This window comes from Streptomyces sp. SLBN-118, from assembly GCF_006715635.1.
Classification (GTDB): domain Bacteria; phylum Actinomycetota; class Actinomycetes; order Streptomycetales; family Streptomycetaceae; genus Streptomyces.
In genome coordinates this window covers 692,963-712,754 of record NZ_VFNP01000001.1, presented here as the reverse complement: position 1 = coordinate 712,754, position 19,792 = coordinate 692,963, and the positions used below count along the sequence as shown (strand labels likewise).

The following is a 19,792-nucleotide window of genomic DNA, read 5'->3' as shown; positions in this document are numbered from 1 at the left end:
ACGGGCAAAGATTTGTAACTCCCCGGCGAGATTTATCATTGCTATCCGAAACTTGTCATTGCCCTCGGCGTATATTTCCGGCCAGGCGCGAGGGTGCTGCCATTTAGCCGACTCCCGTTCCCAGCGGGGAAGATGTCGCTCACGCCAGGCTTGATAGCACGGCGAAGCACCTGAACCGGCCATCCCTCACAACCTCCTGGGGAATTCGCTATTGACGATCCGGCGGCTCGGGATTCACTCTGATTCCGCTCGGCGACTGATTGAGGTCGCTGGACTTACCCTTTGTGGAAGGAGGATGGTTCTCATGGAGAAGGACTTCATCGGGTCGCGTGACAACGGCCAGGGCATCGAGAAGTGGTAATTCCGCTCCACCCGTTCCACGCACCCCGAAATACCTAAAAAGCCGCCCGCATGTACGACAGTGCGGGCGGCTTCACAACGTCTTGAGGGAGAGATCTGGTGGTTGGCAACCTTCCGTCGGCGACCATGGAGCTGTCGCCGGAGTTTCTCGAGGTGGACCAGTCGGACGACGCGCGCTACTGGGCGTCGGTCGAGGCCGTCGTGGATCTCGCCGACCGTCGTGGCCGCGACCGGGCCGGCATCCCCCTGCTCATCGGCCTCGCGGTCAAGCACCCGCAGTGGCCCGTGCGCGCCGCTGCCGTGCGCCTCCTTGCCGCTCACCACCGCGACGACCCGACCTCGGCCGCCGCGGTCGCCGCCGCCACCCATGACCCCGTGGACTGGGTGGCGTTCACCGCCCTCAAGGTGGTGACCGAGCACCGCATCCGCCAGGCCGTGCCGGACATGATCCGTATCTCTGGATGGCCGAGCAACTTCGCCCGCGACGACTACGCCCGCAAACCGGTCGGCTGCGGAGCCGCGTTCACCAAGCGTGCCCTGCTCGCCATCTTCGGCACCCGGGACCCACAGGAGCTGCGCCGTCTGGAGGACGAGTACTTCACGGACATGCGCGCCCGTGTCGCCGCGCACGCCCGCCGCCCGCGGCTGAATGACGACGTCGTGCTGGTGCCCGCCGGTCCCTTCCTGGCAGGCACCGCCTCGTCCGCGGGCGGGCCCTTCCGTATGAAGCAGGGCGACAACCCGCTGCGCGCCGAGACCCTGCCCGCGTTCCACATCGACCGGACCACCGTCACCAACGCGCGTTACGCCGAGTTCCTGCACAAGGCCTCGGACACGGGGGAGTACGACCACCCGGACCAGCCCGAGGAGCGCCGCCACCACCAGCCGGCCCACTGGCACGACGCCCGCTTCAACGAGCCCGGGATGCCCGTCGTCGGCATCGACTGGTACGACGCCTGGGCCTTCGCCAACTGGGCCGGCGGCACCCTGCCCAGTGAGCTGCAGTGGGAGAAGGCGGCCCGCGGCACGGACGGCCGCGCCTACCCGTGGGGAGACACCTTCGAACCGGACCGGGTGAACTACGTCGAGCGCTCCTACGGCCGTCCGGTCGCCGACCTGGACGAGCTGGAAGCGCTGCTGGTCACCACGACCCACGACGACACCCCGCCCCACCCGGTGTTCGCCTCCGACAGCCTCCCCGCGGGAGCCAGCCCCTACGGCGTGCTCCAGATGTCCGGCAATGTTTGGGAGGTGACCCGCACCAACTACTACACCGGCGAGGACATGGACCCCTTCTTCAAGGGGCGCCACCCGATGGAGTTCATGAACCGCAAAGAAGCCTTTCATGTGCTGCGCGGTGGTACCTGGACCTCGCCGCCGGTGTGCCTGACCACCTTCTACCGGGGCAAGGACCTGATCACCGACCTGCACAACGAGGTCGGATTCCGCTGCGTGTACGAGGCGCAATGATGCGGCTGACATCCCTGGGGCATGCCGCCGTCCTCATCGACACCGGTGAGCGGCGCATCCTGGTCGACCCCTGGCTCACCCAGCGCCTGGACCGCTTCTGGGAGCACCATCCCGCCCTGCCCGACGGGCTGCTCGACGTCCTGGACGGCGGCGTGGATCACATCGTCTTCAGCCACCACCACTTCGACCACCACCACTTCCCCTCCCTGGCCCGGATCCTTGAGGACAGTGAGGCCGACTTCGACGACAGCCCGCACCGCGCGCCGGAAACGGACTGCATCTTCCCCGTCGGCCCCGTCCCGCCCCGGTTCACCGGATCGGGACTCGGCCACCAGGCCGTCGCATGGACCCTGCGCCGCGTCGGCTTCGAGCGACTGACCCCCGTCACCCCCGGCAGCACCCTGCACCTGGGCGACACGGTCCTGCACACCTTCGTCTCCGACGTCACCTTCCCCGAGATGAGCATCCTGGTACAGAGCGGCGAGGCGTCCGTGATGCTCTGCGGCGACGCCATCCTGCACGAGTCGACCGTGCGGCACTTCGCCCGCCCCGACGCCGCCCGGATCGACGTCGCCTTCGTCCCGGCGCACAGCATGTCGCCGCCCGGTGTGCTCACCGAGCGCCGCCCGCTCGCCGACGCCGAGTCCGTGCGCGCCCGCGCAGTCGCGAACTTCGACCGCTATGTCACCACCCTGAACGCGGGCCTGACTGTCCCGTCGTCCTTCGGCTGGAAGGTCAGCGGCGACGGCGATCAGGACTACTCCTGGTGCAATCGCACCATCTTCCCCCTCACGCCCTACCAAGCTCTCGGCCGCCTGAGTGAGTTGGGCAAGGACGGGCTGCTCTGGGGGCCCGGGCAGATCATCGAGGTCGCGGACGGCAGCGCCGTACTGCACAACGGCTCCCATGCGCCGAAGGGGTACGACTTCGAGGCCGTCTACGCCGAGGTGAGCCTGGACGAGGCCGCCGCCGTCCCGCCGTTCACACCCGAACGCGACCGCCACGGCCGCCAGACGCGGCGCGCCCAAGAGCTGCTCGCCGACCTGATGGAACGCCTCGTCGGCACCGACTTCTGGTACCGCGCCATCGACAGCGGCGCGACCCACACCATCTCGCTGTACGAGGACGGCGGCGCCACGCGCAGCCATCTCCTGGACCCGGTGACCGGCCGCGTCGTCCACCTGGGGACCGGACCGGCCCGAGACCATCTCACGCAGGACACCGGCTACACGGAGATCGCCGCGAGCACCCTGCAGGCCCTGCTGGACAGCGAGTTGCTCTACGGCAGCTCGTACGGACTGTGGGCGAGCAACAGCAATCTGCTCTCCGCCGTCTTCCACCAGCCCCTGAATTACACCCGGCATGTGGACCAGGTCCTGGGCAGGCCCGGCGATGAGTGAGAGGGCCGGGCGGCGCATCGTCGTCGACCACCACAGCAACTGCCTGCGGGACAACCCGCTGGGTGACCCGTACACCCGGCGGATCGAGGTGCTGCTGCCGCCGGGTTACCGGGACGACGCGCGTCACCCCGTCGTCTACTGGCTGCCCGGCTTCGGCGCCGCCCCCACCCTGACCAACCGCGCGCTGGCGTTCGGCGACTCGGTGGCCGGGCGGCTGGGGGCAGCCATGGCGCGCGGCGAGATCCCCGCGGCGCTCCTGGTCGTGCCGGACTGCACGACGGCGTACGGCGGTTCGCAGTACATCGACTCCCCGGCCTGCGGCCGCTACCTCACCCACCTCACCGAGGTCGTCGCCGAGGTGGACCGGCGCTTTGCCACCCGGGCGGAGCCCGCCTGGCGCGCGATCGGGGGCAAGTCGAGCGGCGGCTACGGCGCGCTGATCGCCGCCATGCACACCGGCCTCTTCGGCGCGGTCCTCGCCCACACACCCGACGCGGGCTTCGAACACTGCTATCTGCCCATGCTCCCGGGCGTACTGGACACGATCGAGGCAGCCGGCGGTACCGAACAGTTCCTCGCCCGCCGCGACAGCGGGCCGCACGACGTGGCGTTCATGGTCGCGATGAGTCTGCTGGCCATGGGCATGTGCTACGCCCTCGAGCCTGGGGTTCCTGCCGAGCAGAACCTGCCCTGTGATCCGCGCACCGGGCTCTTCCGCCCCCAGGTGTGGGAGCGCTGGCTGCGGCACGATCCGGTGCGCACCGCCGCCGCGCACACCAAGCGGCTGGGGGCACTGCGGCTGCTTCACCTGGAGACCGGCCGCCGGGACGAGTACCACATGCACTGGGGTGTCAGGGCTCTGCACGCCACCCTGCAAGAGCTCGGCATCGCGCACGAGTACCAGGAGCACGACGGCGGACACCACGGTATCGAGCACCGCTTCACCACCTCGCTGGCCCGCCTCGGCCGGGTGTGGCAGACCGTGGCAGACACCCCGGGAGGACGCTGACATGTGCGGCATCGCAGGCTTCATCCCGCTGGGCGCACCGCGCGAGCGGCAGTGGCTCGCGGCACTCGGCCGCACCATGACCGAGGCGATGGCCCACCGCGGCGAATCGGCGGCCGCCCCCTGGGTGGCGCCGTCAGGCGCGGCGATGCTCGCCTGCGTCCGGCTCGCCGTCCAGGACCGGTCCGGCGCCGGCGACCAGCCCATGGCGGACCCGGACGGGAGGTTCGTACTCGTCAACAACGGCGAGGTGTATGCCTCCCGCGCACCGCTCGCGCCGCCCTGGCCACGACGCACCCACTGCGACACCGAATTCGTCCTTCAACAGGTCAGCCGGGCCACCGCGGACCAGGAGGCATCGGTTCTGAGCGGCCTGGACGGCATGTTCGCGCTCGCCTGGCACGACACCCGCACCCGCCGCACCGTCCTGGCGCGCGACCACTTCGGCGTCAAGCCGCTCCATTACTGCTACACCGACGACGGGCTGCTCTTCGCCTCCGAGGTCCAGGCCCTGCTCGCCACCGGGCTGATCCGGCCGGAGGTCGACCCCGCCGAATTCGTGCTGCGCTCATGGGTGCGGATGGACGCGGCGGACGAGCACACCTGGCTGTCCGGCATCCGCGTGCTCCAGCCCGCCGAGTACCTGGTCGTGGACGCGCCGCGGGTGCGCCTTCGCCGCTACTGGCAGCCCGACCCGTCCGACGAGGTGGTCGGCGCCGAAGAGATCCGTGCCGCCTTCGACCGTGCCGTAGCCCTGCGTTCCGTGGCCGACGTGCCCCGGGCGGCGGTGCTCAGCGGCGGCGTCGACAGCTCGGCCGTCTTCTCGGCGCTGCACGGCAGTGGAGTGGAGGTGGCCCCCTATGTCGCCCACTACGAGGACGGCATCGGCGGCTCCGGCAGCGACGTGGACCACGCCCGTCTGGTGTCCACCACCCACGGCGTCCGTCTCACCGTGTGCGAACTGTCGCGCCGCGACGCGGTCATGCTCATTCCGGAGGTCGCTCACCGGCTCATGCGGCCCCTGCTGCACGGTGCCGAACTCGCCATGTACCAGCTCTACCGGCGTATCTCCGCCGAAGGCCGGGTCGTCGTCTACTCAGGCCACGGGGCCGACGAGATGTGGGGCTACCAGGACGGCGGTTACTTCCCCGTCGTCGACCCCGCGGCCGCGACCCATGTGCACGGCCGCCACTACCTCACCCATCACCTGTACCGCGACGAACGCCCGCTGTGGGGCGAGCTGATCGAGTGGCTGGCACGCGAACTCGGTGTCGACATGGAGGACATCAGGCAGCGGGTATGGGACCGGGTGCTCAGGGAGTACCGGGGGCTGGACACCATCGACCCGCTCAAGCGCGGCAGACACCATCTGATGCGCCGCTTCCTCGTCTACGTCAACGACATGGTGGACCTCACCTCCTCGACGTACACACTCGAGGACCGGCCCGTCTTCCAGGACGTCGCCCTGGCCGAACTCGCCTTCCGCTGCCCCGAACATCTCAAGAGCCCGTCGGCGCCCGGCAGCCACAAGGAACTGCTGAAATCAGCGCTCGGCATCCTGCTGCCGCCCGCCGTCGTCCGGCGCCGCAAACAGGGTTTCCCCTCGCCCACCGACCCGGTCTACGAGCAGGCGCTGCGGAAGCTGGCGGCCGAGCAGGGACTGCCGTTCGGACTCACCGGTCTGCCCGCACACCTTCACGATGCCCTGGGCAGTGGGGAGTTGATGTTCCTTGCCTCCAGCTCCGCATGGCTGGAGCGGCTGCGGACGCCGGAGCCCACCCCCTTGTAGAAGGAGAAACACCCATGGCGCCGACCCATACCTGGCAGTGGCACACGGTCGCCGACGCGGCCGGACTGGAGGACGCGCCGCCCCGGTGCTCTCCCCAACCGGCCCAGGCGTGGTGCAACTTCACGCTGTGGCATCCCGCGGAACTGCCCGGCCGCTGCGACACGGCGGTCGGCACCCTGCGCAAGGAGGCCCCGCCGGGCCGCACCGCCGCGAGCGCCGGCCGCACCCCGTGGTCCGATGCCAACCCGGCCGCGTACCGCACCGAGATCAGCGGCGGCGGGCGCCGGTTGCGGCTCAAGCAGTTCCTGTACGACTGGGCCTTCCCCGCCGCCGACCACCCCTGCCTGTGGGGCAGCGAGACCCGCGCCTTCCCGATCGGTGCGGGGCGCGTGGTCTGGCTCGGAACCGACTACCTCGGACACTCCGCCGCCTCCGCGCGCATGAGCCGTACAACGGTCGAACTGTCCGTGCTGGAGGGTGAGTTCGCCGACGAGGAGCTGGTGGACTTGTATCGGGCGCTGCGTCCGGCCGACCCGGCGGCCCCGGCGCGGATCGTGCGTACCGCGTTCAGTGAACTCTCGTACTGGGCCAGGCACACCACCGACATGGTCTCGGTGCCGACCGGGCTGTATTTCTTCCACCGGCGCGATCGCCTGCACGAGGGAGACTGGGTGCCCACCGCGGAACTCGCCTCCTTCCTTGCGGCCCAGGACCTTCCCGCCGGGCTGAGCGGCTTCGCATCGGACAGCGCCGTCGTCTTCACCGGTCCGCAGGGCGCGCGGGAACTCGAAGCGATCTACACGAACGCAGCCGGCGGCGGTGAGCTGCGGCTGGTCCTGCAGCGCTCCGGCGCCGGGCGGATGCCGTACCCGCCGGAGCGCGAGAAGCACCCCGCCCGTACACAGAAGACCCAGGTCCGGGGCCGGTCCGTGGATCTTGCCTACGTGGATCCGGCGGTCGGCCCCTTCGACGCCGTCTGGCAGGACCCGGCCCTGGGGGTGGAGGGAAAGCTCCTGAGCAGTGCCGGGCAGGGCATGGACGTGGAGTTCGTGCTCGGCTGCCTGGACACCCTGCTGACCTGCTCCCCACTGGCGGGTCGGGGGGCCGCGCTGTGAGCTCCCCGCCGGCACACCCGGACCCGAGCGATCAGCATCTGTGCCTCGATTTCCGCAGCGACACCCGCACGCGTCCCGACGCGGCGATGCGTGCCGCCATGGCCGCGGCCGAGGTGGGAGACGACGCGTACGGGGACGACCCGACCGTCCGGGCGCTTGAGGAGGAGGGCGCCCGGCTCACCGGCAAACAGGCGGCGCTTTTCCTGCCGAGCAGCACCATGGCCAACCTCGTCGCGGTCCTGGCCGCCGCACCCGCCGCACCCGCCGCACCCGCCGCATCCTCCGAACGCGGCGCGCACACCCGCCTCGTGACCGGTGAGGACACCCACATCGCCCGCTTCGAGAGCGCGGCCATGCGCCGGTTCGGCGGCGTACGGCTCGTCGGGGTGGCACAGCACGACGACGGAAGCCCCGAGCCCGTCGCGTTCGCCCGGGCACTTGACGACGGCCGCGGGCAGCCGCTGATCGTCTCCCTGGAGAACACCTGCATGCTCCAGACGGGCAACGCCCTGGACGCGTCCACAACCTGGAGCCTGGCGTCGCTCGCGCGGGAGTACGGGGCCCATGTCCACCTGGACGGCGCACGCCTCGCCAATGCGGCGGTCGCCCGGCAGGTCCCCGTACGGACACTGGCGGCAGCCGCGGACAGTGTCACCTTCTGCCTGGCCAAAGGCCTGGGAGCGCCGGTCGGATCACTTCTGTGCGGGGGCGCCGCCTTCGTGGACCGCTCCCGTGAGCTGCGCCTTCAGCTGGGCGGCACCATGCATCAGGCGGGTGTTGCGGCGGCGGCGGCCCTGGTTGCCCTGCGACGCCTGCCCCGCCTGGCCGACGACCACGCGCTGGCTGCCGCGCTGGCGGCCGGACTGGCTTCGGTGCGGGGCGCGGACGTTGCCGTACCGCCGCGGCGGACGAACATCGTGACGGTCCGGCTGGCCGGGCTCGACGCCGCGGAGTTGCAGCGACGGCTGGCGGCTCGCGGGGTGCGGGTGCTGCCCCTCGACCATGGCCGGGTGCGCTTTGTGGTGCACCGCGAGCACGTGGCCGCGGCGGTGCCGGACGTGGTCCGTGCGCTGGCCGGGGCGCGGGCCGTCTCCGCGAGCGTTGTTCAGCCCGCTTCGAGCTCCCGCTGAAGCGCCTGCTCCAGCGGGCTGAGTGGAATGTCCGGGCGCAGCCGCTCCGGGTGGCGCTCGGGCGGGCCCTTGAGCTCCGGGGCCCGCTCGGGCGGCAGCGGAGGGTACGGGTGCCCCGGCTCCCCGCCGGTGTGCTGCATGCCCAGAGCCACCAGACCGCGGAACAGCGCGGTGAGCAGGCGGCGGAGGAAGGAGGGTTTCACGTCTGACATCACTCCCTCGTCGCGGACCGGGCCGGTTTCCGACACCTTCCGGCCCGCCGCTCGGCACAGCTTCGAGACGGGGTCGAGCCCGGCTCGAACACACAGCCACACACTTCTGAGCACCCGCCGGGCCCGGCCCCGGGGCGGGAGGAGGGACGACGATGACCCGTGACCAGAGCAGGAAGTGGCAGCAGGTGCGCAGGGTTTCGGCGGCGCACACCCGGGCGGGCCTGGGGATCGACGGCTTCGACGAAGCCGTCGCGCATCCCCGGGACGAGGACTCCTCAGCCTTCGCCGAGCCGGCCGTCCCGGGCGGCGACGAGGGCGCCACGGTCGAAGACATCGAGGATCTGGTGGCCGATCTGCAGCTGGAACGTGCCGGGCTGACCGGGTGCGACCCCGAGCCCGCCGTGCGGCGGGCCCGGCGGCTCGGCGACGAGATCGCCTTTCTGGGACTGACCCGGCTGGTCGCCGAACTGACCGGCGACACCGCCCCGCCGGCCGCTTCCGCGGTATTCGCCCTGGAGGCCGACGAGAACGCCCGCCTGGCGTCCTGTGCTCGACAGCGCGCCGAGGCCGGAGGGCTGGTGGAGCCCACCTGGCAGTGGCTTTCGGCTCGCCGTCGCGCCGCCGGGGGACAGCCCTGGTGGTCCACCGGCAGGCTCCGCCCGCTGCCGCCCGGCACCCTGCGACAGCTGGCCGAAGTGTCCGAGCCCGTACCGGACTTGGCACCCATCGCCGAGTCCTGGGGACGCGCGGCCGGACTGCGCGACGGCGCCGCTGAGCACAACTGGCGCTGGCTGATGCACGGTGAGCCGTTGTGCCGATCCACCGCACCGGCAGGACACCGGCTGCCCCGGCTGAACGAACTGCTCGCCGGCCTGGTCGCAGAGGCCCGCGGGCACGGGCTGCTGCCGCCCACTCACAAGGTCAAGCTGATCCGCACGCTGGGCACCGTGCCGCGGGCCACCCCCGTGCGCATGCCAGGGTTTTCGCTGCTGACCGCACCCACGCGCGTCACCCCCGCCACCGTGCGGCAGCTGCAGCGGCACATCGCCGCGCTGACCGAACACGCGTTGCGTCCCAAGCACGCACCGCTGGCCGAACGGTGGACCCTGGACCCTCTGCGCTCCGCCGGCTGGGCCCTGCTGCTCGTGCACCGGGTGCACTCGCCCGAACTGCTTGCCAGGCTCGGCCTGGAGGAGCACACCGCGGTGTCCGCGGCCCGGTTCCTCGCCGAGCACGAGCGCTTCTGCCGTGGGCTGTCGGCGGTCGACCTGGCTCTGGACGCCGCTCTCGACGGATGCCGCAGCGTGGACGGCGCGCTTGACGCGGCGGCCGAGGTCGCCGGGCGCAGCGGGCTGGGGATGGCGCCCGAACTGCTGCTGCTGCGCCAGCCCCGCATCCTGAACCGGCGCTCCCACCTGGCGGCCGGGCCCTGGCACGGAGCTGTACGTGACGCTCTCACCGACCGGTTCGGCACCGGCTGGGGCCAGCGGGACGAGGCATGGGCGCTGCTGCTGCACACCCTGACGAGCACCGATACTGCCGCCGCGTTTCTGGCAGCGCTGGCGGCACCGGGTCGTCCGGGCCGTGGCGGGCGGCGTCCGGGCATGCTCATGCCGGTTGGGGCCGCCGCGTGAGCGGCCTCCGCAGCCAGGGTCTCCGCGGCCAGGGCCTCCGCGCTCGGCGGCCGAAGCGACACCGGCCACGGAGGCGGCGGCCGGCGAACCGGTGAGCAGACCTCCGGCCGCCCGCGTGGTCGTCAGATTCCACGGGGCGGCCGGGTGGCGCGCGGCGCCGGGAAGGGGGGACGCTCCCCGACGCCAGGCGCCTGGCGCTCCGTAAGGAACGCCGGTCACGGGCGGCAGGACGGCCGCAGCTCGCCGATCGAACGACGAGATCCTCCGGGATCAGCTTTCCCGTACCGGCTGGAGCACGGCTGGAGGCACCTGTGACATGGGACGGATCCAGTTGTCCTCGAGGCCGCTCCCAGCCGTGGCGGTCACGCTTCAGGCCGGCAGGTCCGGGCCGCAGTCCGGGCGGGCATTCCGGGTCGGAGCGACGGGAGTTGGCGCCGTGACAGATGTGGTGACCTACGCAAGCGTGGGAGAGGCGGATCGGCGCGCCGCCGTCCGCAACGTGGCGATGAGGCCGCGATGACGGCGACACTCCCCGGCACCCTGCAGACGCAGGAAGTCGCCGACGGGGTCTTCGCGTACGTACAGCAGCCCGGCGGCTGGTGCCTCAACAACACGGGCCTCGTCGTCGGGGACGAGGGACAGAGCGTGCTGATCGACACGGTCGCGACCGAGCGCCGCGCCCGGCGGCTGCGCGAGGAGGTGCTGCGCCGCGTGCCCACTCCGCCGCGCACCCTGGTCAACACCCACTTCCACGGCGACCACGTCTTCGGCAACTTCGTCTTTCCCGAAGCCCTGATCGTCGCGCACGAGGGCACCCGCCGCGACATGGCGGAACACGGACTGCACCTGGCCGGGCTGTGGCCCGACGTGTGCTGGGGCGACCTCGAACTGGCGCTGCCCCAGGTGACCTACCGCGATGCGCTGACCCTGCACACCGGCGGCGTACGCATCGAGCTGCTGCACATGGGCCCGGCCGCGCACACCACCAACGATACGGTCGTCTGGCTGCCCGAACAGCGGGTGCTGTTCACCGGGGACGTGCTGATGGCAGGCGTCACGCCGTTCTGCGTCATGGGGTCGGTCTCCGGATCGCTCGACGCCCTGGACCGGCTGCGCGCCCTGGACCCCGAGGTGGTGGTGCCGGGCCACGGACCGGTCGGCGGGCCGGGACTGTTCGACGCCAACGAGGCGTACTTCCGCTGGATCCAGCAGCTGGCCGAGTGCGGAACCGTGGCCGGTCTGACCCCCTTGCAGCTCGCGCGGGAGACCGACCTCGGACCGTACGCCGAACTGGTGGACGCGGAGCGCCTGGTGCCCAATCTGGCCCGGGCCTACGCCGAGGTCCAGGGCGCGGCCCCCGGTTCGCCGCTGGACGTGGGTGCCCTGTTCGGGGAAATGATCGACTACCACGGCCGGCTGCCCGACTGCCACGCCTGACCGCCACGCACCACTGGACAGCACGACCGGCATCCCCGCGCCACGGCCCGGGGATGCCGGTGCGTGAGGGCTTACGGGAAGTCGTCTCGGGTGACCGTGCGCGTGCGCACCTGCAGCTCGTCGCCGCTGCGCACCAGCACATCGGTGCAGACACAGACCCGGTGCACCCGGCAGCCGCCGCCGATCCTGGAGGCGTACACGATCGTGTAGGCGCGTACGTCCAGCACGCCGTCCGGGCGCTCGGTGATCTCGAGCATGCCGATGAAGTGGCGGTGCCGCTCGCCCGCTTGGGCGAGTGCGTTGGCGCTGCGCCGGGCGGCGGTGACCAGACCGGGGCGGCCGTGCACCGGCTCCGGCAGCGTCGGCACATCGAAGCGGGCGTCCTCGGTGAAGGTGGCCGCCCACCGCTCCGCCTCGCCTGCGTCCAGCAGCTGCATCTGGTGTGCGTAGAACTGCTGCACCTGCGCATAGAGGGCTGCGAACGCGTCGGTCGGCCGCAGGGCCTCGGCCTCGCTCCGCACAGTCATGGCATCTCCGTTCCGTTGGTTGGCGCCACTGTCCAGGACCCCGATCGAGCGGCCTTCGAAGATTCCTCAAGCGTCCCGGCCGACCGTGAGGGCCCAGGGCTGTCTTTTGGATCAGGCCGGATCAGTGAGCGGGGTCTGGCGAGGTGCCGCGACAGGGCATGCGAGCCCGGCAAGATCCGAAAGACGCCCCCGTCGCCGTCCGGAGCAGGAGGTCCGAGCCCATGCCGTCGTTCACCTATCCAGAACTGCCGCTGGACGGGCTGCTGCGCCGGGCCGCCATCCGCCACCCCGGCAAGGCCGCCCTGGTCACCGAGTCGAGCACTGTCGACTACGCCGAACTCGACGACCGTGCCGACCGCATCGCCCACTACCTGGAGCACACGGTCGGCCGGCGCGAGGCGGCGATCGGTGTGGCCAATGTCCTCGACCCCGCTTTCCCCGCCGCCTTCTACGGCACTGTGCGCGGCGGCAGCGTCGCCGTGCTCGTCAACCCCCTGATCAGGCAAGCGGTGTTGCATCATGTCTTCGCCACGGCTGGCATCGAGGTGGCCTTCGTCCCGACCGCAACCGCCGAACTCCTGGTGAAACTGCGGGAGTCACTGCCAAAGCTGCACACGATCGTCGTCACCGACGCCGAGGACGGCGTGGTCCCGGCCGACGCTGTGCCGTTGCAGGCAGCCCTCGACGCGGTGCCCGATAGTGTGGGCGGGCACCGCCGGGGCGCGGCGGCCCCCGGCGCCGTCGCCTGCGTCCAGTTCACCACCGGCACCACAGGCAGGCCCAAAGGAGTGCGCCTGACCCACCGCAACCTGGTGGCCAACGCCGCGCAGACTGTCCACGCACACGCCCTGGGCCAGCAGTCAGTGACCCTCAACCATCTGCCCCTGTACCACGTGATGCACCTCAACTCGGCTCTGTACGCGGGCGCCACGCAGATTCTGTGCCGCGATCCCGACCCGGTCGCGTCCCTCGCGCTCGCCGCCCGCACCGGTGCCACCCACTACTACGGGCTGCCCGCGCGGCTGCACCGGCTCGCCGCCGACCGGAGGCTGGAGGCCCGCCCGGAAGGCGTGCCGGCCGGACCGCGGCTGACCGCAGTGCTCTCCGGCGGCAGCGCGCTGGCCGATGCCACCGCCCGGCGGCTGCGCGAACTGCTCGGCGTCCCCGTCATTCAGGGCTACGGACTGGCCGAACTCTCCCCGCTGTCCCACAGTCAGCGGCCGGGGGACGGATCGCGCAGGGGCTGCGTCGGGCCCGCCGTGCCCGGCACCGAATGCCGGATCGTGGATCTCGGGACGGGGAAAGGCGTCGGCGTGTACGCGACCGGCGAGGTGCAGGTGCGCGGGCCGCAGCTGATGGCCGGATACCTGGACGAGGACGAGCCCTCATGGACGGACGCGGACGGCTGGTTCGCCACCGGCGACGTCGGCCACCTCGACGAGGACGGCGCGCTGTTCCTGGTGGACCGGCTCGGCGACGTGTTCAAGTACGACAACGAACTCGTCTCGCCGACCGCCGTCGAGCGGATCCTTGCCGAGGACCCGCGCGTGGCCGACTGTGTCGTTTCGGGCTGGCCCGATCCCGTGCACGGCGCCGTCGTCTGGGCGGGCATCGTGCTTCATCCGGACGCCGGACAGCGCTGGTGCTCTGTGCTCGACATCCTGGACTCGATCACCGAGAGGGCAAACGCCCAGCTGGCGTCCTTCGAGCAGATCCGCCGCGTCGAGACGCTCGACGAGGTACCGCGCACTCCCGTCGGAAAGCCCCGGCGCCTGGAACTGAGGCAGCACCTGCGCGCCCGCGCCGCCGCCGAAAGCGCCGCCTGAGCCTCGTAACACCCACCCATCGCGCACCACCGACCCGCAGGAGACAGGACATGGCCACCTTCGTCAACAAGCTGACCGTGCATGGCGACCACGAGACCTTCCTGGCCGTCAGGAACCGGCTCACGGCCTACATGGCGGCCCAGCCCGGCTATGTCGGCCACCAGCACCTGCGCCGGCTCGGCGAAGGTCACGTCTACCTGGAAATCGCGACCTGGCAGGACGCCGCGGCCCACCGCGCGGCGTTCGCCACCGAGGGCTTCCAGCGCCTGCTGGCCGAGCTCAGGCCGCTCGTCACCGCCGAGCCCGGCATGTACGAGCCGGTGGACGCGCGCGACCAGGCCGGTCCGGAGGCAGCCGGTGTCCGGTGAGCTCCAGGTCCTGGTCGTCGGCGCCGGTCCCGTCGGCCTGAGTGCCGCCCACGAACTCGCCCGCCGCGGCCTGCGCGTGCGTCTCGTCGACGCCGCCACGGGCCCCGCCCGCACGAGCAGGGCTGTCGCCGTCCACCCGCGCACCCTGGAGACCCTCGACCAGATGGGCACGGTCGGCCCGATCCTCGAACAGGGGCGCCGCAACGGGGCGTTCACGATGTACGCCAAGGGCCGGCGCCTGGTGAGGCTCGACGCCGACTACACGACGATGCCCACCCGTTACCCTTACACCGTCATCATCGAGCAGATACGTACGGAGGCCACGCTGCGGGCGGCAGTCGCCCGGCTCGGCGTCGAGGCCGAGTGGGGTGTGCGTCTGGCGTCCTTCGAGCAGGACGAGACGTCGGTCCGAGCCGTCCTGCGCCACCCCGACGGCACCGAGGAGCCGTGCCGGGTGCCCTGGCTGATCGGCTGCGACGGCGGGCACAGCACCGTACGCAAGGGCCTCGGTCTGCCGCTGATCGGCGAGAGCCGCGACACCTGGATGCTCGCCGACGCACCCGTCACCACGGACCTGCCGCCCGACAGCATCTACTGGGTGCACACCGGCACCGGGGCCATGATGATGGTGCCCTACGCGAGTGAAGGGCACTGGCGGCTGCTGGAGACGGCACCCGGCCACTGCGCAGGGCGGGACGTGGCCGAGCACTTCTCCGCCCGCCTCAGCGGGGGCCTGCGACATCAGGTACGGGTCGGCGAACCCGAGTGGACGTCGGTGTTCACCTTCCAGCAGCGCATGGTCCCGCGCATGCACGAAGGCCGCGTCTTCGTCGCCGGCGACGCCGCACATGTGCACAGCCCCGCCTCGGGGCAGGGAATGAACACCGGAATCCAGGAGGCGTACAACCTGGCCTGGAAGCTCGCCATGGTCGAACAGGGCCATGCCGGGCGGGAGTTGCTGGACAGCTACAGCCAGGAGCGTGTTCCCGTCGGGCGCGAGCTGCTCGGCTCCACCCGCACGGCCACGTTTCTTGTCCAGTTCAAGAACATCCTCGCCTCGGTGGCGCTGCCCGCGGTCTTCGCCGTCGTGCGCAGGGTCCCGGCGCTGCGCCGCGCCATCCAGCGCCGGGTGCTCGGCTCCATGTCGGGACTGCGCCTGAACTATGCCCCGAGCTCCCTGAGCCTTGAGCCCTCGGGCCGGCCCGCACCACCGGCGCACTGCCGCCCCGGACACCGCGTCGCCTTCGCCACCGCCGGGCAGCCGCCGACCGCGGGAGCGCGCGCCCTGAGCGAGGAACTGCGCGACGTACGCTGGACCCTGCTGGCCGCGGCCGACGGCCGTGGCCGGGCCGGTGAACCCGCACGGGCCGCCGCCGACGCGGCCGCCCGGCACGGCGCCTGGCTGTCGGTGCGCACCGTGGGCGGGTACGGCTGGGCGGGCCCGGCCCCGCTGCCCGATCCGGACGGAGCCCTGTGCGCCGCGCTGGGCCTGGTGCCCGGCGGCTGGCTGCTGATCAGGCCCGACGGCTATCTCGCCGCGCACGGCGCCCTGTTGAGCGGCCGGACGCTCGACGAAGCACTCGCCGCACTGCGGCTCCATCGCTCACCTGGAGTGCAGCCGTCGCCCGTCGGCGCCCCTCGACCGGTGTTCGAGCCGTCCTCGTCCGTTCTTCGACCCGGTCAGGAGAAGGTCAATGAGACGGTAAATACCGTGGCCTTCGCGGACAGAGAAACCCGATGACGAGCCGACTACGACCGGGGTGCGCACAGGCCACCGACCCAGCCCGGTGCCGTCCCGCGCACCGGCTGGGAGCCGGACATGCGTGGCGGGCCCGGTGACGCCCGCCCCCGCTCCGGCGAACCCATCCGACGCGAGAGGGGTGTTGCACATGTCGGACACGCGCGTGCACCGTACGAGCCACCGGGCTGAGGTGGCCGCTCCGGCCGGAGTGCTGTACGGGCTGATCGCCGACACCGTACGGTGGCCGCTGTTCTTCCCGCCCAGCATCCATGTCGAGCAACTCGAGTTCGACGGAACCCACGAGCGGCTGCGCATCTGGGCCACCGCCAACGGCCGGGTGACGTCATGGGCGTCGGTCCGCCTCCTCGACCCCGAGCTGCGCCGGGTCGACTTCCGACAGCAGGTCCCCGCCTCGTCCGTCGAGTCCATGGGCGGCACCTGGATCGTCGAGGCGCACGGAGGCGACCGCTCACAGCTGACCCTGCTGCACGACTTCACCGTTCCCGGTGACGCGGCCGAGCAGGCGGCCTGGGTACAACGCGCGACCGACGCCAACAGCCGTGTCCAGCTGGACAGTCTCAAGGACATGGCCGAGAAGTGGACCCGTCTGGACGACCTGGTGCTTCTCTTCGAGGACTCCGTACGGGTCAACGGCCCCGCCGAGCTGGTCTACGACTTCCTCTACCGGGCGGGTGACTGGCCCAAGCTTGCCCCGCACGTGCGGCGGGTCGAGCTGACCGAACAAGCGCCGGGCGTACAGGTGATGACCATGGACGCCTCCGGCGCCGACGGCGCGATGCACACCACCGAGTCGGTGCGGATCTGCTTCCCGCACGCCGGACGCATCGTCTTCAAGCAGACGGCCCCGCCTGCCCTGATGGCGGCACACACCGGGGAGTGGTCGGTCGAACCCGACGAGACGGGCGTGACGGTCACCGCGCAGCACCAGGTCGTCCTGAACGAGGAGGACATCGAGCGGGTGCTCGGCGAGGGCGCCGACCTGGCAGCGGCCCGGCGGCGAGTGCGCGAGGACCTCGGCCGGGTCGGCACCCTCATGCTGGCGCTGGCCAAGCAGCACGCGGAGAGTGCGGTCCGGGTCCTGTGACCGAAGCCGCCTGTTACGGCACGCCCGCCGGCCGGCAGCCCGGTGCTGCCGGCCTCCCGGCCGCCGCTCCCGAGCGGGCCGCGCGCCTGGAGGCGCTGCTCGGCGACCCGTTCGACCCCGCCAACCCGCACGGCCACACCGCGCTGCTGGGGTCGGACGAACGGCGTGAGGTGCCCGAAGCCACCGAGCAACTGCTGGCCGATGCCCACCTCGCCGCGGAGTTCGTGCCCCAGGACCTCGGCGGGCGGCTGGCCAGAGCGGACGACCTGGCCCGCGTCCTGCGTCCGGTCTTCCGTCGCGATGCCGCCCTTGGCTTCGGGTTCGGCATCACCTCGCTGTTCGCGACCTCCGCCGTCTGGGCGGCGGGCGACGCGCGCCAGCGCACGGAAACCGCCACTCTGCTGCTGGAGGGCGGCCGGGCCTCGATCCTGCACCGGGAACTCGCGCACGCGAACGCCATCCTGCGCGACGAGTTCACCGCTCGCCCGGCCCCCGGCGGCGGCTTCACGCTCGGCGGCCGCAAGGACGTCGTCATCAACGCCGACAGGGCCGAAGCCTTCGTCATGTACGCCCGCACCGCGTCCACCACCGGCCCGGGCAGCCATTCCGTACTGCTGCTCGATCCGGAACGGCTGCCTCCGGGCGGGCTGCTGCGCCTCGCGCGCGTCGACACCGCGGGGATGCGCGGCAGCCGCTTCTCCGGTATCGCCTTCGCCGACTGTCCCGTCGGGCCGGACACCCTCGTCGGCGGCCTGGGCGAGGGTGTCCTGCTCGCACTGCGCACCTTCCAGGTCAACCGCTGTCTGATCCCCGGTGTGGTGATCGCCGGAGTGGACAGCGTCCTGCGGCACGCCGTGCGGGCCGCCACCGAGAACCGCAGCAACGGCCTGCCCGCCCGCCGCTGGCACCGGGTGCTCGCCGGGGTGTTCGCGGATCTGCTGGCCTGCGACAGCATGGCGGTCACCGGGCTGCGCGCCCTGAGCCTGCTGCCCGACAGCGCCCATCTGCTCGCGGCGGCAGTCAAGTACACGATGCCCGACCTGCTCCGTGAGGATCTGGAGGAACTGGCCACGGCGCTCGGAGCCCGCGGCTACGACCGCGGACCGCGGTACGGCGGATTCCAGAAACTGGTGCGGGACCTGCCCGTCGCCGGTCTCGGACATGCGGGCACCGCCGCCTGCCAGGCGGTCCTCGTGCCCCAACTGCGCACCCTGGCCCGCACCTCTTGGTTCCATTCGCCCGAGCCGCCTGCCGGCCTGTTCCGGCCCGAGGACCCGGTGCCACCGTTCGACTACCGCAGGCTGACGGTCTCCGGAACGGAGGACCGGATCACCGCGGCCCTGGTCGCCGAAGCCGAGCGTCTCGGCACGCTGCGCTCGGCCGGACCGGTCTGGGCGGCACTGTCGGATCTTGCCGAATCGTTCGTCCAGGAGGTGCGCGCGCTGCGCGAGGAGTGCGCGGCGCCGGCCGGCCGCGGCCCGGAGCTGTTTGCCGACCCAAAAGCGTGCGTCCTGGCCGACCGTTACGCGCTCCTGCTGGCCGGCGCGTCCTGCCTGGGCGTCCGCCGTGCCCAGGACGGAACCGGCTCCTTCCTCGACGATCCCTCCTGGGCGGTCCTGGCCCTGAGCCGGATAGGCCGCAGGCTGGGAGTGCCGGTGCCCGAACTGCCCGACCAGGTCACCGGCACCGTCATCGCCGAGGTGCTGGAGCGCTACCGGGACGGCCGCAGTTACGACCTGTACGCCACGCGGCTCGCCGGATGAGCCCTTGCCGGAACCAGCCACCATGCAGGGAACCTTGGGGACGAGGGGAGGACGACCATGGACGAGCCGACCATTGCCGCGCCGGTCCACGTGCCGCGGCCCGAAGGGCCATGGCATGCCGTACACCGGAACCTGACGGAGACGGGCAGCGCGGTGGTGTACACAACGTGGGGCGAGTGGCTGCCCGCCGTGCTCACCACACCGGGGCTGCGCCGGCTGCTCGGCCACGACTGGACCCGCTACCGCCGTACGGCCGATGCCACGGTGCGCTTCCGCTTCGCGGCCGCCCGCCTGCTCATCAAGTACGCGGCGGGCGCCGCGCTGTGCACCCAGCCCGCATCCCTCGACCTCGCCTACCGGCTCGGCGGCCGCCCGTATCTGCGCGGCTTCGACCAGATCGAGGTGAGCCTGACGCACACCGGCGAGCTCATCGTGGTCGCGCTGAGCCGGATCGGCCGCATCGGTGTGGACGCGGAACCGGTCGGCCGCCCGCTGCGACTGGACCTGCTGAGGTCCCAGATGTGCACCCCGGCCGAGGCGGCCGAGCTGGACGCGCTCCCCGAGAACGAACAGAGCGCGCAGGCCCTGCGGTTGTGGACCTTGAAGGAGGCCTACACCAAGGCGCTGGGCCAGGGCATGCGGCTGGCGTTCACCGAGTTCGGCTTCGGCCTGCACGGCGGCCGGCTGCGCGCCCCCGACGGGAGCGCGGGTTCCCACGGTGAATGGGGCTTTGCCACCCATCGGGAGCTCGGCCGCTATCTGATCAGCATCGCCTGCCACGACGCCGGCCTCGACCCGGCGGGCGACACCTCGGTGTGCACCATGCTCGACGAGGGATTCCTGACGGCGATGACACAACGCCTCACCGCTGAGGACGACCCGGGGCCGTCCAGGGTATGACCCCGCGTC

General features: G+C 71.7%; 16 protein-coding genes. 14 read left to right on the top strand and 2 right to left on the bottom strand.

Features of this window, described 5'->3' with window-relative positions:
- Positions 1-459 precede the first annotated feature (459 nt).
- From FBY35_RS03335 to FBY35_RS03310, 6 genes are read left to right on the top strand one after another with little or no spacing between them, the layout of a single operon-like run.
- Complete coding sequence (locus FBY35_RS03335; protein ID WP_260848490.1) at positions 460-1,830, top strand: formylglycine-generating enzyme family protein; 1,371 nt, start codon at positions 460-462, stop codon at positions 1,828-1,830.
- Positions 1,827-3,230, top strand: coding sequence for an MBL fold metallo-hydrolase (locus tag FBY35_RS03330; RefSeq protein WP_142212339.1), 1,404 nt, complete (start codon positions 1,827-1,829; stop codon positions 3,228-3,230). Before FBY35_RS03335 ends, FBY35_RS03330 begins: the two co-directional genes overlap by 4 nt.
- Positions 3,223-4,239 (top strand): alpha/beta hydrolase-fold protein, encoded by a 1,017-nt coding sequence (locus tag FBY35_RS03325; RefSeq protein ID WP_160159214.1) that lies wholly within the window; start codon positions 3,223-3,225, stop codon positions 4,237-4,239. Before FBY35_RS03330 ends, FBY35_RS03325 begins: the two co-directional genes overlap by 8 nt.
- Before the next feature lies 1 nt (position 4,240).
- A complete protein-coding gene (locus FBY35_RS03320) occupies positions 4,241-6,025 on the top strand; it encodes an asparagine synthetase B (protein WP_142212337.1) in 1,785 nt (594 codons plus the stop codon).
- A gap of 14 nt (positions 6,026-6,039) precedes the next feature.
- Positions 6,040-7,140 carry a hypothetical protein gene (locus FBY35_RS03315; RefSeq protein WP_142212336.1) on the top strand — a complete coding sequence of 367 codons (1,101 nt, stop codon included), beginning with the start codon at positions 6,040-6,042 and terminating at the stop codon, positions 7,138-7,140.
- On the top strand, positions 7,137-8,270 hold the full coding sequence (locus FBY35_RS03310) for a GntG family PLP-dependent aldolase (protein WP_142212335.1): 1,134 nt from the start codon (positions 7,137-7,139) through the stop codon (positions 8,268-8,270). The genes FBY35_RS03315 and FBY35_RS03310 overlap by 4 nt, the downstream gene beginning before the upstream one ends.
- Here the strand turns inward: FBY35_RS03310 and FBY35_RS03305 are convergent.
- The gene (locus FBY35_RS03305) at positions 8,246-8,482 is read right to left on the bottom strand and encodes a DUF6059 family protein (protein ID WP_142212334.1); all 237 of its coding nucleotides are present in this window, start codon (positions 8,480-8,482) and stop codon (positions 8,246-8,248) included. The two genes, FBY35_RS03310 and FBY35_RS03305, sit on opposite strands and share 25 nt — an antisense overlap.
- 152 nt (positions 8,483-8,634) lie before the next feature.
- Between FBY35_RS03305 and FBY35_RS03300 the strand changes: the two genes are divergently transcribed.
- Positions 8,635-10,116: a hypothetical protein gene (locus FBY35_RS03300; protein WP_142212333.1), complete on the top strand. Its 1,482-nt coding sequence runs from the start codon at positions 8,635-8,637 to the stop codon at positions 10,114-10,116.
- Positions 10,117-10,632: 516 nt separating this feature from the next.
- Positions 10,633-11,553, top strand: coding sequence for an MBL fold metallo-hydrolase (locus FBY35_RS03295; protein WP_142212332.1), 921 nt, complete (start codon positions 10,633-10,635; stop codon positions 11,551-11,553).
- Between the two features lie 71 nt (positions 11,554-11,624).
- On the opposite strand, the gene FBY35_RS03290 is transcribed toward FBY35_RS03295, so the two are convergent.
- Positions 11,625-12,080 (bottom strand): nuclear transport factor 2 family protein, encoded by a 456-nt coding sequence (locus FBY35_RS03290; RefSeq protein ID WP_142212331.1) that lies wholly within the window; start codon positions 12,078-12,080, stop codon positions 11,625-11,627.
- 221 nt (positions 12,081-12,301) lie between these two features.
- On the opposite strand from FBY35_RS03290, the gene FBY35_RS03285 reads away from it, so the two are divergent.
- From FBY35_RS03285 to FBY35_RS03260, 6 genes are all read left to right on the top strand, one after another.
- On the top strand, positions 12,302-13,906 hold the full coding sequence (locus FBY35_RS03285; RefSeq protein ID WP_142212330.1) for a class I adenylate-forming enzyme family protein: 1,605 nt from the start codon (positions 12,302-12,304) through the stop codon (positions 13,904-13,906).
- 50 nt (positions 13,907-13,956) lie between these two features.
- Positions 13,957-14,274 carry an antibiotic biosynthesis monooxygenase gene (locus tag FBY35_RS03280; protein ID WP_142212329.1) on the top strand — a complete coding sequence of 106 codons (318 nt, stop codon included), beginning with the start codon at positions 13,957-13,959 and terminating at the stop codon, positions 14,272-14,274.
- Positions 14,264-16,015 carry an FAD-dependent oxidoreductase gene (locus FBY35_RS03275; RefSeq protein ID WP_260848489.1) on the top strand — a complete coding sequence of 584 codons (1,752 nt, stop codon included), beginning with the start codon at positions 14,264-14,266 and terminating at the stop codon, positions 16,013-16,015. Before FBY35_RS03280 ends, FBY35_RS03275 begins: the two co-directional genes overlap by 11 nt.
- Positions 16,016-16,163: 148 nt before the next feature.
- Positions 16,164-17,120 (top strand): aromatase/cyclase, encoded by a 957-nt coding sequence (locus FBY35_RS03270; RefSeq protein ID WP_142212327.1) that lies wholly within the window; start codon positions 16,164-16,166, stop codon positions 17,118-17,120.
- On the top strand, positions 17,117-18,883 hold the full coding sequence (locus FBY35_RS03265) for an acyl-CoA dehydrogenase (protein ID WP_142212326.1): 1,767 nt from the start codon (positions 17,117-17,119) through the stop codon (positions 18,881-18,883). The genes FBY35_RS03270 and FBY35_RS03265 overlap by 4 nt, the downstream gene beginning before the upstream one ends.
- 57 nt (positions 18,884-18,940) lie before the next feature.
- A complete protein-coding gene (locus FBY35_RS03260; RefSeq protein ID WP_142212325.1) occupies positions 18,941-19,783 on the top strand; it encodes a 4'-phosphopantetheinyl transferase superfamily protein in 843 nt (280 codons plus the stop codon).
- Positions 19,784-19,792: the final 9 nt, after the last annotated feature.